This is a genomic window from Rhodovarius lipocyclicus (genome assembly GCF_009900765.1).
GTDB classification, from domain to species: Bacteria; Pseudomonadota; Alphaproteobacteria; order Acetobacterales; family Acetobacteraceae; genus Rhodovarius; species Rhodovarius lipocyclicus.
This window is the reverse complement of record NZ_JAAABL010000004.1, coordinates 73,211-87,381: the sequence shown is the minus strand read 5'-3', so window position 1 is coordinate 87,381 and position 14,171 is coordinate 73,211. Positions and strand designations below refer to the sequence as shown.

The following is a 14,171-nucleotide window of genomic DNA, read 5'->3' as shown; positions in this document are numbered from 1 at the left end:
CCCGCCTGACCCAGAAGGGCGGCGGGCGAAGTCATACAGGGAGGCTTCACGTCTGGGAGACGAAGGATCCGAAGACCCTATCGACCCGTAAGGGCCGATGACCACTGTGTAATGCCAATCGTTTGCATGCGGTTGTGACAAGGCCGGGCGCCTGCCATGCAGTGCGCGCATTGCAGCGCGAAAACGGCAACGGCCTGGAGCGTCATGCTCCAGGCCGTTGAATTTTCACCATTTGCTCGCGGCTTGGCGTCAGCTGCTGTGCAATTGGGCCAGTTCGGACATGAGGAAGTCCCGGAACACCGCCACGCGCTTCGAATTCCGCATTTCCTCGGGATATACGAAATAGGCGTTGACCTTTGGCGTCTTCAAGTCGGGCAGCACCTGCACCAGCCCGTGCAGATCGCTCCCCACATAATCGGGCAGGGCGGCCAGGCCCAGGCCGGACTGCACGGCGCGCATGATGCCGGTCAGGCTGTTGATCTCCACCGCCGGGCGGCGCGGGCCGCCGGGGCGGCGCCCCACCTCCGCCAGCCAGTTGATGCCGTCGATCGGCGGGCGGTAGTCGCCCCAGATCAGCACCCGGTGCGCGTCCAGATCCTCGGCGCGCTGGGGCATGCCGTGCTGCTTTAGATATTCGGGCGACCCGAAGATCTGCCAGTTGAAGCTGGCGATCTGGCGCTGGATCAGGTCCGGCTGCTTGGGCGCGTGCAGGCGGATGGCCACATCGGCCTCGCGCATCGCCAGGTCGAGGTCCGCGTCATCCAGCAGGACGGAGATGTTCACCTCCGGATGCGCGTTCAGGAATTTGTGCAGGCGGGGCGCCAGCCACGCGCTGCCGAAGCCCGCCGTGGTGGTGATCTTGAGCCGGCCGGCGGCTTTCTCGCGGCCCTCGGTCAGCAGCGCCTCGGTCATCGCGAGCTTGGCGAAGACGTCGCGCACGGTGCGGTTCAGCGTCTCCCCCGACTCGGTCAGGATCAGGCCCCGCGCGTGCCGGTGGAACAGCGGCACGGAGAGCGATTCCTCAAGCGCCTGAATCTGCCGCGAGACGGCGGATTGGCTGAGGTTCAGGCTCTCACCCGCGTGGGTGAAAGAGCCGGCTTCGGCGACGGCATGGAAGACGCGAAGCTTGTCCCAGTCGAGCGGCATCAGGCGGCCTGTCTTTCCCCACTATGAGCCGCGGCGAGGAAGCGTTCGGCATCCAGCGCGGCCATACATCCGGTACCAGCCGCGGTCACGGCCTGGCGATACGTCTTGTCCTGCACGTCGCCCGCGGCGAAGACGCCGGGCACGGACGTGCGCGTGCTGCCCGGTTCGGTGATCAGATAGCCCTCGGAATCCATCCCGATCTGTCCCTTGAACACGGCCGTGGCCGGATCATGCCCGATCGCGACGAACAATCCATCAACAGAAAGCTCTGAAAACGCACCAGTCACGGTATCGCGCAGCTTGAGCGCCCGCAGGGCGGGGCGCGCGGCGTCCGTCGGCAGGGCTTCCGCCACCTCGGTGTTCCACAACACGGAGACATTGGGCAGCGCGAGCAGGCGCTGCTGCAGGATCTTTTCGCTGCGCAGGCTGTCGCGGCGGTGGATCAGCGTCACGTGCTCGGCCAGGTTGGCCAGGTACAGCGCTTCCTCGGTCGCGGTGTTGCCGCCGCCGACCACGGCCACGCGCCGGCCCCGGAAAAAGAAGCCATCGCAGGTCGCGCAGGCGGAAACGCCGAAGCCGGACAATTGTTGCTCACCCGGAATGCCCAGCCAGCGCGCCTGCGCGCCGGTCGCGATCACGATGGTCTCGGCCACATACAGGTCGCCGCTGTCGCTTTGGCAGCGGAAGGGGCGCTGGCTGAAATCCACGGCGGTGATGATGTCGTACTGCATCGCCGTGCCCATGTGCTCGGCCTGGGCGCGCATCTGCTCCATCAGCCAGGGGCCCTGCACGGCTTCGGCGAAGCCCGGGTAGTTTTCGACATCGGTGGTGATGGTCAGCTGCCCGCCGGGCTGCAGCCCGGCCACCAGCATGGGTTTCAGCCCCGCGCGCGCGGCGTAGATCGCCGCCGTGTAGCCGGCAGGGCCGGCGCCGATGACGAGAAGCGGGGTGTGATGGGTGGTGGCCACGGAGGTTTCACTCGGCAGGAAGGGTGGGATCAATGAAACAGGATGAATCGTTGACCATCATCAATATTCTTCCTGCATGCCCGCCCTGCAAGGATTCTGGAAGCCGAATCGGTCGATCGGCTTGAACCGAAGTGCGTTCGCAAGGATATTGCGCCTGGATGCGCCGTGGCGCAACGAAATATGGTTGAACAATGGCGGACGCACCAGAAGCTGAACTCGACGACGTAGACATGCACATTCTCGCGGAACTTCAGCAGGATGGACGCATCACCAATGTGGAACTGGCCCGCCGCGTCGGCCTCTCGGCGCCCCCATGCCTGCGCCGGATGCGCCGGCTGGAGGAGGTGGGGATCATCCGCGGCTACCACGCCGATGTGGCCCCGGAACCGCTGGGTTATGAGATCACCTTCTTCGCGCTGGTCGGGCTCGACAGCCAGAAGCAGGCGGTGCTGGACGGCTTCGAATCCGAGGTCACCGGCTGGCCGGAGGTGCGGGAGTGCCACATGATCCGTGGCGGCGGGGATTTCCTGCTGCGCCTGGTCGCGCGCGACACCGCGCATGAGAACCAGCTGACCAGCCGCCTGACCGGCGCGCCCATGGTCAGCCGGGTGCAGACCCTGCAGACCATCCGCACCGCCAAGCAGAGCGCGGGCGTGCCCGTGGGGCCGGAACCGGTCTGATAGCACCGGTCGATTGCTCGACCGCCGCTATCAGCCTTTGCCCTGCCCTCAAACGCCGGGCGCGAACCTCCGGTTCGCTTGGCTTCGCCGGACTGCCGGCGGGCCGCATCCGCGGCCTTGGCACGAGTCCAGGCCTCGTGCCGTTGGTATGAGTGGCCCCAGCCTGCTCCGGGCCATCACCCCCGGCTGAAGAACGCCTGCACGCCGGCCGGGTCCACCGCTTCCAGCGTCGCGGGCTGCCAAGCCGGGCTGCCGTCCTTGTCCACCAGCACGCTGCGCACGCCCTCGCGGAAATCCGGGTGCTCGTGCACCACGCGGCCGGTCAGCAGCAATTCCTCATCCAGGCACTGGCGCAGCGTCATGGTGGCGCCGCGCCGGATCAGCTCCAGCGACACCGACAGGCTGGTGGGGGACATGCGGCGCAGGGTCTTCACCTGCTCGGCCGCCCATTCGCCGCTGTCCGCCTCCAGCGCCGCGATGATGGCCAGCATGGACCCCTGGGCGAAGGCATGGTCGATCAGGGCGCGGTGCGCGGCGAAGCTGGCGGGCGGCGGGCTCTCGGCGAATTGATCCAGTACGCTGGCGTCGCCGGTCCGCGTCAGGGCCTCCCGCAGCTCGGGCAGTTTCGCCGAGGGGACGTAATGGGTGGCCAGCCCCGTGTGCACGCCATCCGCGCCCCGCAGCCGCGCGCCGGTCAGCGCCAACCAGGTGCCCAGCTGCCCGGGCAGGCGCGGCAGCACATGGCTGGTGCCGACATCGGGGAACAGCGCGATCGCGGTCTCGGGCATCGCCAGCAGCGCCTTTTCCGTCACCACCCGCGGGCCGTTATGCACAGCGAGGCCGATGCCCCCGCCCATGCACACGCCGTCGATCAGGCTGATCCAGGGCTTGCCGAATTCGGCGATGCCCTGGTTCACGGCGTATTCCTCGGTGAAGAAGGCGCTGACCGGGGCGCGGTCGCCGGCGATCGCGGCCTCACGCACCGCGCGCACGTCGCCGCCCGCGCAGAAGGCCTTGCCGCCCGCGCCTTCGAGGACGACGAGCTTCACCGCCGGGTCATGCTTCCAGGCATCGAGCGCGCCCTGGAATTCGCGGATCATGCCGAGCGAGAGCGCGTTCAGCGCCTTGGGGCGGTTCATCAGCAGCGTGCCCGCCTGGCCTTCGCGCTTCATGATCAGTTCCGCTTCGGACATCCGGTCCCTCCTTGCTGGTTGGTGCTGGGGTAGCATGGGGGGGCGGGGGTGCAAACTTCGCGGTGCGGGGGGCTGCCAAAACTTCTCCCGAAACTTCTCTGGGAAATCCGGTGTCCGTGCCCATAATCCCGCTGATTCCGAAGGAGGAACCAATGCCTTTCACCTCGAACCGGCGCACCTTGCTGCTGGGTGCGGCCGGGCTGTCCGGCGCCGTCATGGCTGCCCCCCGCCGCGTCTTCGCCCAGGCAGCCGCCCCCACCGCCGCCCCCACCGGGCCACACAGCCTGGCGCCGCTGCCCTATGCCGCGAACGCCAATGAAGCCGCCATCGACGCCATGACGATGGAGATCCATCACGATCGCCACCACGCGGCCTATGTCGGCAACCTCAACACCCTGCTGCAAGGCCAGGACGCGCTGGCGGGGCTGGCGCTGGACGATCTGCTGCTGAACCTGTCCCGCGCGCCGGAGGCGATCCGCACCGGCCTGCGCAACAATGCGGGCGGGCATGCCAACCACACCATGTTCTGGCAGATCATGGGCGGGCAGGGCGGCGCGCCGAGCGGCGAGGTGGCCGAGGCCATCACCCGCGACCTCGGCGGTTTCGACAAGTTCCGCCAGGATTTCAACGGCGCCGGCCTGCGCGTGTTCGGCAGCGGTTGGGTGTTCGTGACGGTGACCAATGCGGGCCAGCTCGCGCTCGTCACCCGCCCGAACCAGGACACGCCGCTGATGGACGGCGTGCGGGTGCTGATGGGCAACGACGTGTGGGAGCATGCCTATTACCTGCGCTACCAGAACCGCCGCGCCGACTACCTCAACGCGTGGTGGAACGTGGTGAACTGGGCGAAGATCAACGAGCGCTACGCGGCGGCCAAGGCCGGCACATTGCGTATTTGATACCGGCGGTCGAATGCTTCGACCGCCGGTATCAGCCTTTGCCCGCCCTCAAACGCCGGGCGCGAACCTCCGGTTCGCTGGGCTTCGCCGGACTGCCGGCGGGCCGCATTCGCGGCCTTGGCGGCGGTCGATGCCCTGGGCCTTTGGCAGGATACCCTGCGCTCAACGGGCGGCGAGCCAGCGGCGCGCCGCCTCCTCCGACGCCAGCGGCGCGTGCGGGTCGCTGATCCAGGCCAGCACGTCGTGGGCCACCTGCCGGCGCACCGCGTCGCGCAGCAGCAGGTGCCAGCCGCTGGGGTAATGCAGGATGCGGCGGTCCGCGCGATCCGGCAGGCCGCGCAGGATGCGCCGCGCGATGCGGGTCGGGATCACCTCGTCGCGCCCGCCGGTCAGGATCAGGCTGGGCACGGCGCAGCAATCGGGCAGGGCGTCGCGGGCGGCGTCCATTGCGTCCAGCACGCCGGTCACCAGGTCCATGCGGGGCGCGCGGATGGTCAGCGGGTCGCGGCCGAAGCGGCGCAGCGCGGCCTCATTGTCGCTGGCCGACAGGCCGCCGGCGGTGGCGGGCATGCCCAGGGCGGGGGCGATGGCGGCCAGCCCATCCACCACCCAGGGGGCGATGGCCGGCAGCTCCCGCCGGGCCGCGATGGCAGGGGCGGAGGCGATGACGCCCTGGATCGGCAGCGCTTCCCGCGCGGCCACGATGGCCACGGCCCCGCCCAGGCTCTCGCCCAGCAGGAACAGCGGCACGCCGGGGTGGCGGGCGGCGATCAGCCGGGTGGCGGCGCGGGCATCGGCCACCAGCGTGTCCATACCGGGCCAGTAGCCGCGATGGGGCGCATAGCCGAAGCCGCGCTGGTCATAGGCATAGAGCAGCACGCCGCCGGCATTCAGCAGCGGCGCCGCCTCCAGCCAGGCATTGCCGCCATGGTCGCCGAAGCCATGGACGGCCAGGATGATGGCGCGCGGCGCACCTTCGGGTGTCCAGCTGCGCAGCGGCAGCTCCGCGCCATCGGCCATGACCAGCGCCTCGGTGGGGGTGGGGCCGGCGGGGCGTGGCGGGGGCGGCGCGGGCGCCAGCGCCCAGGGGCTGGGCGGCGAGGGCAGGGGCGGCGGGGTGAAGGCCCGCAGCGCCGGGGCCTGGGTGGCCGGTCCGGCCGGGAAGCGCTGGGGCGCGCAGGCGGCCAAAAGGAGCATGAGGAGCAGGGCAGGGCGGAGCATCCCCCCGGATATGGGCCGGTTCCCCGCCCGCCGAAACCCGGCTATGACCAGCGCAGAAGGAGAATCCCTCCATGCGTGATGCGCTCATGACGGGCTATGGCCCGAAGCTGATCCCCGGCGTGACGCCGGAGGACAGGATCACCGTCGCCACCCGGGTGGTGAATTGCGATGGCGGCGGCGGCACGCTGGGCCACCCGCGCGTGGCGCTGCGGATCGTGGACCAGCAGGTGACCTGCCCCTATTGCAGCCGTACCTATGTGCTGGCCGCCGACGCGGCGGAGGATCATGGGCACTGAGCCCCCAGCATCCGGGGCCAACAGCGCGGACGCCCCGCCCGAGCCCCCCAAGGGCCCGGCGGATGCCCCGCATCTGATCCTGATCGACGGCTCGGGCTATATCTTCCGGGCCTTCCATGCGCTGCCGCCGATGACGCGGCCGGATGGCGTGCCGGTGAATGCCGTGTTCGGCTTCTGCCAGATGATCGGCCGCTTCCTGGAACAGCATGCCGCCACGCATATCGCCGTGGTGTTCGATACCGCGCGGCAGACCTTCCGCAACGATTTCTACCCCGCCTACAAGGCCCACCGCCCCGACCCGCCCGAGGAGCTGATCCCCCAATTCGCCCTGATCCGGGAGGCCACCCAGGCCTTCGGCGTGGCCGGGCTGGAACTGGCGGGCTATGAGGCCGATGACCTGATCGCGGCCTATGCCAAGGCGATGGAAGCCCAGGGCGGGCGCGTGACCATCGTCTCCTCCGACAAGGACCTGATGCAGCTGGTGCGCGATTCCGTGCAGCTGCTGGACCCCATCAAGCAGAAGCCCATCCGCGCCCCCGAGGTGATGGAGAAGTTCGGCGTGACGCCGGACAAGGTGGTGGAAGTGCAGGCCCTGGCCGGCGACGCCACCGACAATGTGCCCGGCGTGCCCGGCATCGGCATCAAGACCGCGGCGCAGCTGATCACCGAATACGGGGACCTCGAAACCCTGTTGGCCCGCGCCGGCGAGATCAAGCAGCCCAAGCGGCGCGAGACCCTGCTGGAGAACGCCGAGAAGGCCCGTATCTCCCGCCGGCTGGTGCAGCTGGATGCCGACGCCCCGCTGCCCGCGCCGATCGAGAGCCTGGTGGCCCGCGCGCCCGACACCGGGCGCCTCGGCGCCTTCCTGCGGGAGCAGAATTTCCGCTCGCTGGTGGCCCGGCTGGGGCTGGGCGATGCGCGCGCCTCCATCCCCACCCGCGTGTCCTCCGGCCCCGCCCCGGTGGTGGAGGTGGACCCGGCGGCCGCCTCCTATGGCCCCTACGAGACCATCCTGACCGAGGAGGCGCTGAAGGCCTTCCTGGCGGGCGTGCAGGGCGTGCTGGGCTTCGACACCGAGACCGACAGCCTGGACGCGCTGAAGGCCCGGCTGGTGGGGATTTCCATCGCCTCCGCCCCCGGGCGCGCGGCCTATATCCCGCTGCGCCATGGCAGCAACGACATCTTGAACCCGGCCCCCGTCCAGCTCTCGCTGGAGGCGTGCCTGGCCCTGCTGCGCCCGGTGCTGAGCGATCCCGGCACGCTGAAGATCCTGCACAACGCCAAGTACGATCTGGAAGTGATGGCGCGGCCCGAGAATGGCGGCGTCATGATCGGCCCGGTGGATGACACCATGCTGATCTCCTACTCCATGGATGCCGGCCGCTGGTCCCAGGGCATGGACCCGCTGAGCGAGCAGCATCTGGGCCACACCCCCGTCAGCTTCGACAGCGTGACCGGCAAGGGCGTGAAGCGCATCACCTTCGACCTGGTGCCGCTGGACCAGGCCACCGCCTATGCCGCCGAGGATGCGGACGTGACGCTGCGCCTGTGGCTGAAGCTGAAGCCGCTGCTGCGCACCGAGAACGCCCTGGCGCTGTATGAGCAGGTGGAGCGCCGCATGGTGCCCGTCCTCGCCGCCATGGAGACGGACGGCATCAAGGTGGACGGCGTGGAGCTGCGCCGCATCGGCGACGATTTCGCCGGCCGGCTGGCGACGCTGGAGGCCGAGTGCCACCGCCTGGCCGGGCGCGCCTTCAACGTCGCCTCCCCCAAGCAATTGGGGGAAATCCTGTTCGACGAGATGGGGCTGAAGGGCGGCAAGAAGGGCAAGACCGGGGCCTATTCCACCGATGCCCGCGTGCTGGAGGACCTGGCCGCCCAGGGTGCCGAACTGCCCAAGGTGGTGCTGGAGCACCGCCAGTTGGCCAAGCTGAAATCCACCTATGTGGAGGGGCTGGCCACGGCGCTGGCCGCCGATGGCCGGGTGCACACCGATTTCTCCATGGCCGTGACCAGCACCGGCCGGCTATCCTCCACCGAGCCGAACCTGCAGAACATCCCGGTCCGCACGCCGGAGGGGCTGCGCATTCGCGAGGCCTTCATCGCCGAGCCCGGCCATGTGCTGATGAGCGCCGACTATTCGCAGATCGAATTGCGGCTGCTGGCGCATATGGCCGATGTGCCCGCCCTGCGCGATGCCTTCGAGAAGGGGCAGGACATCCACGCCCGCACCGCGTCGGATGTGTTCGGCATCCCGCTGGAGGCGGTGGACAAGGAATCCCGCCGCCGCGCCAAGACGGTGAATTTCGGCATCATCTACGGCATCAGCGCCTTTGGCCTGGGCGCCCAGCTGGGCCTGCCGCCCGGCGAGGCGCGGGCCATCATCGACGCCTATTTCCGCCAATACCCCGGCATCCGCGCCGAGATGGAGCGGCTGAAGGACGAGGCCCGGATCAAGGGCCATGTCCTCAGCCCCTTCGGCCGCAAGCTGTGGATCCGCGATATCGGCGCCAAGGACGCGATGCTGCGCCAGGGCGCCGAGCGCCAGGCGATCAACGCCCCCTTCCAGGGCGGCGCCGCCGAGATCATCAAGCGCGCCATGGTGCGGGTGCCGCTAGCGCTGCAGCGGGCCGGGCTGTCCGCCCGCATGCTGCTGCAGGTGCATGACGAGCTGGTGCTGGAAGTGCCGGAGGCGGAGCTGGACGCCACAGCCATGCTGATGAAGCATGTCATGGAAGGCGTGGCAGCGCTTCGCGTGCCCCTGGTTGTGGAAGTAGGCTCCGGCAAGAATTGGGCGGAAGCACACTAGGCACATGGCCTTCACAAGAACGGAGCGTGGAACGCTCGGCGTGATCGCCGGCGCGCATGCGGTGAGTCACATCCATCTGCTGGTCATCCCGCCGCTGTTCCCGCTGTTGCGGGACCTGCTGGGGGTGGGGTTCCTCGAACTCGGCTTCGCGCTGACGGTGGCCAATATCATCTCCGCCGCCACCCAGGCGGCCGTGGGGATGATGGTGGACCGGCTCGGGCCGCGCCGGGTGCTGATGGCGGGGCTGCTGCTGGGGGGCTCGGCCTTCGTCCTGCTGGGGCTGGCGCCCAGCTATCCGATGCTGCTGGTGGCCTCTGCCATGTATGGGCTGGCCAATGCCGTGTACCACCCGGCCGACTACGCCATCCTGGGCGCCACCATGGCCGAGGAACGGGTGGGGCGGGCGTTCTCCTTCCACACCTTCGCGGGCTATGTCGGCGGCGCGGTCTCTCCGGCGTTGATGCTGGGGGCGGCCTATGCGCTGGGCGTGCCGGGCGCACTGTTCCTGGCCGGGGCGCTGGGGCCGCTGGCGGCCCTGCCGCTGCTGCGCGGCGCGCTGGCCGAGCGCCCGCAGCCCCGGCCCGCCCGGGTGGCCGGCGCCCCCCGCCTGCTGAACGGTACGGTGCTGGCGCTGACCGGCTTCTTCATCCTGATCGCGCTGTTCAACAGCGGCATCCAGAATTTCGCGGTGCCCGCCTGGGCGATGCTGGATGGGCTGTCGCTGGCCGCCGGCAACACGGCCCTCACCGCCTGGCTGGCCATGAGCGCCGCGGGCGTGCTGCTGGGCGGCGTGGTGGCGGACCGCACGCGGCGGCACGGGCTGGTCGCGGCCGGGGGCTTCCTGGCGGCCGGGCTGCTGCTGCTGGTCGCGGGCTTCGCCGCCCTGCCGCCGGTGGCGCTGGCGCTGGTGATGGGGGCCAGCGGCTTCCTGTCGGGCATGATCATGCCGTCGCGCGACATGCTGGTGCGCGCGGCGGCGCCCCCGGGGCAGGCGGGGGCGGTGTTCGGCGTGGTCAGCACCGGCTTCAACCTGGGCGGCATGATCGGGCCGCTGGGCTATGGCTGGCTGCTGGACCGGGGCCAGCCCTCGATGATGTTCGCGGCGGCGGCGGGCTGCGTGGGCCTGGCCGTGGCGATGGCGCTGTGGCAGGAGCACCGGGCCTCGGCCCGGCGCGGCGCGCTGGTGGCGGCGGAGTAGGGTTTCAATAGCAGCTCAGCCGCGCCACCGCCCGCACCGTGCCGTCGGTCATGCCGGGCTTCAGCACATTCGCCAGCGCGATGGTGGTGCGCTGCCCGGCCGGCAGGCGGAACATCTGGCCCTCGACGAAGTTCTGCTGCACGGGCGGCGCCTGGAACCGCACGCTGAAATTCTGCTGCGCGGCCGACAGGTTGCGCACGGCGATGGAGATCGTGACCAGATCGGAACCGCGCGGGTCCCTCGGCACGCGCTGGGTGCCGGTGGTCACCTGATCGATGGAGAGCAGGCCGGCCTGCACGCAGTCGGTCTGCGCCAGCGCGGCGGCGGAGAAGCCCGCCAGGGCGGCCAGGGTCAGAATACCGGTGCGGATCATGGGATGGGCTCCTGCCTCTCAGGGACAGGCGGAGCATGACATGGCATGGGCGCCATGGGCGATAGGGCGGTGCCTATCGCGGCGATCGGGAGGGACAGGCCCTCCCGTCCGGTCTCAGCGCTGGCCGCGCCGGTGGGTGATCTGCTGCACCCGGGCCACCTGGCGGCTGGCCTGGGCGGCGGTACGGGCCGTGCCGGGGCGCTGCGCGGCGCCGCGGCCATGGTTCGCCGGGCGGGTGTAGCTGACGCGGCGGAAGCCATCGTCCAGGCTGGCATAGGCCGGGGCCTCGCCATTGTCCGGGCGGTTGTGGATGAAGCCGAAGGTCGGGTAGGCGCGACCGTGCAGCGAGGGGTCGTGGCCGACCTGCACCCGCACCTGGGTCCAGCTATTGTCGTCGGAGACGTCGATCACCGAGACATTCTGCATAACGGAGCCACGGCGGATGCCGGGGCCACCCCAATTGGCATGGTCGATCAGGATCTGGCGGTTGTTCACCACGCGGGAGACCACGGCGACGTGGCCGGAGCTCATCCCGCCCGAGGAGGCGAAGGCCAGCACGGCGCCGGCTTCGGGGCGGCGGCTGCGGGCGTAGCGGCCGGCGGCGTTGTGCCACCAGTCACGGCCATTGCCGCGCACATCCATGCCGGTGACCATGCGCACATAGGGAACGCAGGAAATGCCGCCCCAGTTGGTGACGCCGGCGCGGCGCACCGCGTTGCGGCCGCGCTGCTGGGCCGGGCGGCCATGCAAGGCGGCCTGTGGCCGGGCCGCGTTGCGGGAGGCCTGCTGCTGGGTGGTCGTCTGCCCGGACCGCGCAGCCTCCGCCGCTTTGAACGGCGTGGTGATGGCAAGCCCAAGGCAAAGGCTCAAAGCCAGCATAGAAACCCGCATGCAGCCCCCTTCTGAAGCCACGGACCAAACGGCCCGCTTCCCGGAAACGTGTTTGTGACAGGCGGCATCTGGGGGCAACCACGCACAATGATACAAGCCGAAATCCGTCGTGATTTGTCGGATCGCCCTGTGGATAACTTGCGGGGATAGGATCAATATCCTTACTGCGTCCGGACTAAACCCGAAGGCCACAGTGTGGTGGCGCAAATGCCACAGCTTCGGCGCGACTCACGTACCGCGCTGCAACATCAACGTCTCACCGACCTCCGGGATGCGGAAATCGGCGGAATTCTTGCACTTTTGTAAACGCTCCGCCGGTTCCTCCATCGCCTCCTGGGTCAGTTTGAACACGCCGTGGTGCATGGCGATGGCGGTCCGCGCCCGCAGCGCGCGCTGCGCCTCCACGGCCTGTTCGGGGGTGATATGCACCGCCTGCATAAACCAGAACGGCTCATAGGAACCGATAGGAATCAACGCTGCATCGAAGGGGCCCAGTGTCTCGCCGGTCACTGACAGATGCGACCCCCAGGCGGTATCTCCGACAAAACACAACCGGAACCCGCAGGGCAGTTCCAGCGCGAAACCGCCCCACAGGCTGCGGCTGTGGTCGAAGGGCGTGCGGGCCGCGAAATGCCGCGCGGGGGTGAAGGTGGCGCGCGCGCCATGGGGCAGGGGGGTGCTCTGGCCCCAATCCAACTCGATGGCGCCGGGGATGCCCCAGCGCGCCAGCCGCGCGGCATTGCCCAGCCCCGTGGCGATCACCGGCGCATCCCGCCGGTGCAGCGCGGCCAGGGTCGGCCGGTCCATATGATCGTAATGCGCGTGGGAGAGCAGCACGGCGTCGATGCGCGGCAGCGCGCCCCAGGCGATGCCCGGCGCCCGCACCCGCCGGGGCCCGGCCCAGCTGACGGGGGAGCACCGCTCGGACCACACCGGGTCCGTCAGCAGCGTCACCTCCGGCGTGCGGATCAGGAAGGTGGCGTGGCCCACATGGGTGATCGCCACCTCGCCCGGCCCGGGGTCCGGGCGCGGGTGGTCGCGGTTGGGCAGTTGGCGTGGCCAGGGCGTGCCGCGGCCCTCGGCCACCATGCGCAGCAGGGCGCGCAGGGGCTGACCGCCCCGGCTGCCATCGGGGTTCAGGAACCGCCCGTTCCGGCGCGGGGCGGGCCCCAGGGTCACCCCTTCACGCCCAGCCGGCCCGCCATTTCCTGGATGAACTGCCAGGCGACGCGCCCGGAGCGCCCGCCGCGCGTCACCGACCATTCCACGGCCGCGCGGTGCAGCTCCTCCTGCCCGATCGGCAGGGACAGCGCCGCCGCATAGCCGTCGATCATGGCAAAGAAGGTTTCCTGGTCCGTATTGTGGAAGCCCACCCACAGCCCGAACCGGTCGGACAGCGAGACCTTCTCCTCCACCGCCTCGCCGGGGTTGATGGCGGTGCTGCGCTCATTCTCCATCATGTCCCGCGGCATCAGGTGCCGGCGGTTGGAGGTGGCGTAGAACAGCACATTGGCCGGCCGCCCCTCGATCCCGCCATCCAGCACCGATTTCAGCGCCTTGTAATCGGCGTCCTCGCGCTCGAAGGACAGGTCGTCGCAGAACACCAGCGCCCGGCGCTCCTGCCCGCGCAGGATGTTCAGCAGCTCCGGCAGGGTGGAGATGTCCTCCCGCTGGATCTCGATGAGGGCCAGGCTGCCGGGGTAGGCGGCGTTCGCCTCGGCGTGGGCGGCCTTCACCAGCGAGGACTTGCCCGTGCCCCGCGCGCCCCACAGCATGGCGTTGTTGGCCGGGAAGCCCTGCGCGAAGCGCAGCGTGTTGGTCAGCAGAATCTCCTTCTGCCGATCGATCCCCTTCAGCAGCACGAGATCGACGCGCGACACCCTGGGCACCGGCGCCAGCCGCGCGGGCGGGCCCGGGTGCCATACGAAGGCATCGGCGCCGGTCAGGCTGGGCGTTTCCTCCTGGCGGGGCGCCATGCGCTCCAGCGCCTCGGCAATGCGGAGAAGAAGGGCGTCGTTCAGGCTGCTCATCCCCCTGCTTTGGCGGCAATCGGGCCATTCATCAAGCGGCCGCGCTTGACGGGGGCAGGCGTGCCGTTAGGTTCCGCCCAAATCTCCGGAGCCAAAAACCATGTTCATCTCGCCCGCCTACGCCCAGGACGCCGCACCGGGCGCCGCCGGGATGGTGATGCAGCTCGCGCCGCTGGTCCTCATCTTCGTGGTGTTCTACTTCCTGCTCATCCGCCCACAGCAGAAGAAGGCCAAGGAACACCGCGCCATGCTGGCCGAGCTGAAGCGCGGCGACCGCGTGGTGACCGCCGGCGGCATCGTGGCCGAAGTGAAGAAGGTGACCGAAGGCTCCGACGAGATCGAAGCCGATATCGCCCCGAACGTGCGCGTCACCCTGGTGCGTGGCACGATCCAGAGCGTGATCCGCCCGCAGCCGGCGAACGATACCAAGGCCTGATTGAGGGCGCTGCCCTCAAACTCCCGTTGAG

General features: G+C 69.6%; 14 protein-coding genes. 6 read left to right on the top strand and 8 right to left on the bottom strand.

The features are described 5' to 3' along the window. Positions 1-249 precede the first annotated feature (249 nt). Together GT007_RS06780 and trxB are read right to left on the bottom strand one after the other, a co-directional pair. Positions 250-1,146 (bottom strand): LysR family transcriptional regulator, encoded by an 897-nt coding sequence (locus tag GT007_RS06780; protein WP_160120841.1) that lies wholly within the window; start codon positions 1,144-1,146, stop codon positions 250-252. After that, positions 1,146-2,114: a thioredoxin-disulfide reductase gene (gene trxB / locus GT007_RS06775; RefSeq protein ID WP_160120840.1), complete on the bottom strand. Its 969-nt coding sequence runs from the start codon at positions 2,112-2,114 to the stop codon at positions 1,146-1,148. Before trxB ends, GT007_RS06780 begins: the two co-directional genes overlap by 1 nt. A 191-nt stretch (positions 2,115-2,305) precedes the next feature. On the opposite strand from trxB, the gene GT007_RS06770 reads away from it, so the two are divergent. Then, positions 2,306-2,794 (top strand): Lrp/AsnC family transcriptional regulator, encoded by a 489-nt coding sequence (locus GT007_RS06770; protein WP_160120839.1) that lies wholly within the window; start codon positions 2,306-2,308, stop codon positions 2,792-2,794. A gap of 176 nt (positions 2,795-2,970) precedes the next feature. On the opposite strand, the gene GT007_RS06765 is transcribed toward GT007_RS06770, so the two are convergent. Further along, positions 2,971-3,987, bottom strand: coding sequence for an enoyl-CoA hydratase/isomerase family protein (locus tag GT007_RS06765; protein WP_160120838.1), 1,017 nt, complete (start codon positions 3,985-3,987; stop codon positions 2,971-2,973). A gap of 152 nt (positions 3,988-4,139) precedes the next feature. Between GT007_RS06765 and GT007_RS06760 the strand changes: the two genes are divergently transcribed. Then, on the top strand, positions 4,140-4,886 hold the full coding sequence (locus tag GT007_RS06760; protein WP_160120837.1) for a superoxide dismutase: 747 nt from the start codon (positions 4,140-4,142) through the stop codon (positions 4,884-4,886). A 162-nt stretch (positions 4,887-5,048) separates the two neighbouring features. Here GT007_RS06760 and GT007_RS06755 read toward each other — a convergent pair whose 3' ends face one another. Continuing rightward, on the bottom strand, positions 5,049-6,083 hold the full coding sequence (locus GT007_RS06755) for an alpha/beta fold hydrolase (RefSeq protein ID WP_160120836.1): 1,035 nt from the start codon (positions 6,081-6,083) through the stop codon (positions 5,049-5,051). Between the two features lie 95 nt (positions 6,084-6,178). Here GT007_RS06755 and GT007_RS06750 point away from each other — a divergent pair, with 95 nt between their 5' ends. The 3 genes from GT007_RS06750 to GT007_RS06740 are packed head-to-tail and all read left to right on the top strand — an operon-like array spanning position 6,179 to position 10,410. Beyond that, positions 6,179-6,403, top strand: coding sequence for a zinc-finger domain-containing protein (locus GT007_RS06750; protein ID WP_160120835.1), 225 nt, complete (start codon positions 6,179-6,181; stop codon positions 6,401-6,403). Next, positions 6,393-9,212 (top strand): DNA polymerase I, encoded by a 2,820-nt coding sequence (polA, locus tag GT007_RS06745; RefSeq protein ID WP_160120834.1) that lies wholly within the window; start codon positions 6,393-6,395, stop codon positions 9,210-9,212. Before GT007_RS06750 ends, polA begins: the two co-directional genes overlap by 11 nt. Before the next feature lie 4 nt (positions 9,213-9,216). Next, positions 9,217-10,410 (top strand): MFS transporter, encoded by a 1,194-nt coding sequence (locus tag GT007_RS06740; RefSeq protein WP_160120833.1) that lies wholly within the window; start codon positions 9,217-9,219, stop codon positions 10,408-10,410. Between the two features lie 4 nt (positions 10,411-10,414). Here the strand turns inward: GT007_RS06740 and GT007_RS06735 are convergent, their stop codons facing one another. The 4 genes from GT007_RS06735 to GT007_RS06720 all read right to left on the bottom strand — a co-directional run bounded on the left by GT007_RS06735 (position 10,415) and on the right by GT007_RS06720 (position 13,704). Continuing rightward, positions 10,415-10,783, bottom strand: coding sequence for a hypothetical protein (locus tag GT007_RS06735; protein ID WP_160120832.1), 369 nt, complete (start codon positions 10,781-10,783; stop codon positions 10,415-10,417). Positions 10,784-10,897: 114 nt separating this feature from the next. After that, positions 10,898-11,662, bottom strand: coding sequence for a CHAP domain-containing protein (locus GT007_RS06730; RefSeq protein ID WP_160120831.1), 765 nt, complete (start codon positions 11,660-11,662; stop codon positions 10,898-10,900). Between the two features lie 240 nt (positions 11,663-11,902). Further along, positions 11,903-12,853, bottom strand: coding sequence for an MBL fold metallo-hydrolase (locus GT007_RS06725; protein WP_236571537.1), 951 nt, complete (start codon positions 12,851-12,853; stop codon positions 11,903-11,905). After that, positions 12,850-13,704 carry an ATP-binding protein gene (locus GT007_RS06720; protein ID WP_160120829.1) on the bottom strand — a complete coding sequence of 285 codons (855 nt, stop codon included), beginning with the start codon at positions 13,702-13,704 and terminating at the stop codon, positions 12,850-12,852. The genes GT007_RS06725 and GT007_RS06720 overlap by 4 nt, the downstream gene beginning before the upstream one ends. A 100-nt stretch (positions 13,705-13,804) precedes the next feature. Here GT007_RS06720 and yajC point away from each other — a divergent pair, with 100 nt between their 5' ends. Beyond that, positions 13,805-14,140, top strand: coding sequence for a preprotein translocase subunit YajC (yajC, locus tag GT007_RS06715; RefSeq protein ID WP_160120828.1), 336 nt, complete (start codon positions 13,805-13,807; stop codon positions 14,138-14,140). The last annotated feature ends 31 nt before the right edge of the window (positions 14,141-14,171 follow it).

Excerpts from the sequence above, each read along its gene's own strand:
- GT007_RS06750 (WP_160120835.1), top strand. The coding sequence starts at position 6,179 with ATGCGTGATGCGCTCATGACGGGCTATGGCCCGAAGCTGATCCCCGGC.
- GT007_RS06735 (WP_160120832.1), bottom strand. The coding sequence starts at position 10,783 with ATGATCCGCACCGGTATTCTGACCCTGGCCGCCCTGGCGGGCTTCTCC.
- GT007_RS06720 (WP_160120829.1), bottom strand. The coding sequence starts at position 13,704 with ATGAGCAGCCTGAACGACGCCCTTCTTCTCCGCATTGCCGAGGCGCTG.
- GT007_RS06740 (WP_160120833.1), top strand. The coding sequence starts at position 9,217 with ATGGCCTTCACAAGAACGGAGCGTGGAACGCTCGGCGTGATCGCCGGC.
- GT007_RS06730 (WP_160120831.1), bottom strand. The coding sequence starts at position 11,662 with ATGCTGGCTTTGAGCCTTTGCCTTGGGCTTGCCATCACCACGCCGTTC.
- GT007_RS06765 (WP_160120838.1), bottom strand. The coding sequence starts at position 3,987 with ATGTCCGAAGCGGAACTGATCATGAAGCGCGAAGGCCAGGCGGGCACG.
- GT007_RS06755 (WP_160120836.1), bottom strand. The coding sequence starts at position 6,083 with ATGCTCCTTTTGGCCGCCTGCGCGCCCCAGCGCTTCCCGGCCGGACCG.
- yajC (WP_160120828.1), top strand. The coding sequence starts at position 13,805 with ATGTTCATCTCGCCCGCCTACGCCCAGGACGCCGCACCGGGCGCCGCC.
- polA (WP_160120834.1), top strand. The coding sequence starts at position 6,393 with ATGGGCACTGAGCCCCCAGCATCCGGGGCCAACAGCGCGGACGCCCCG.
- GT007_RS06780 (WP_160120841.1), bottom strand. The coding sequence starts at position 1,146 with ATGCCGCTCGACTGGGACAAGCTTCGCGTCTTCCATGCCGTCGCCGAA.
- GT007_RS06770 (WP_160120839.1), top strand. The coding sequence starts at position 2,306 with ATGGCGGACGCACCAGAAGCTGAACTCGACGACGTAGACATGCACATT.
- GT007_RS06760 (WP_160120837.1), top strand. The coding sequence starts at position 4,140 with ATGCCTTTCACCTCGAACCGGCGCACCTTGCTGCTGGGTGCGGCCGGG.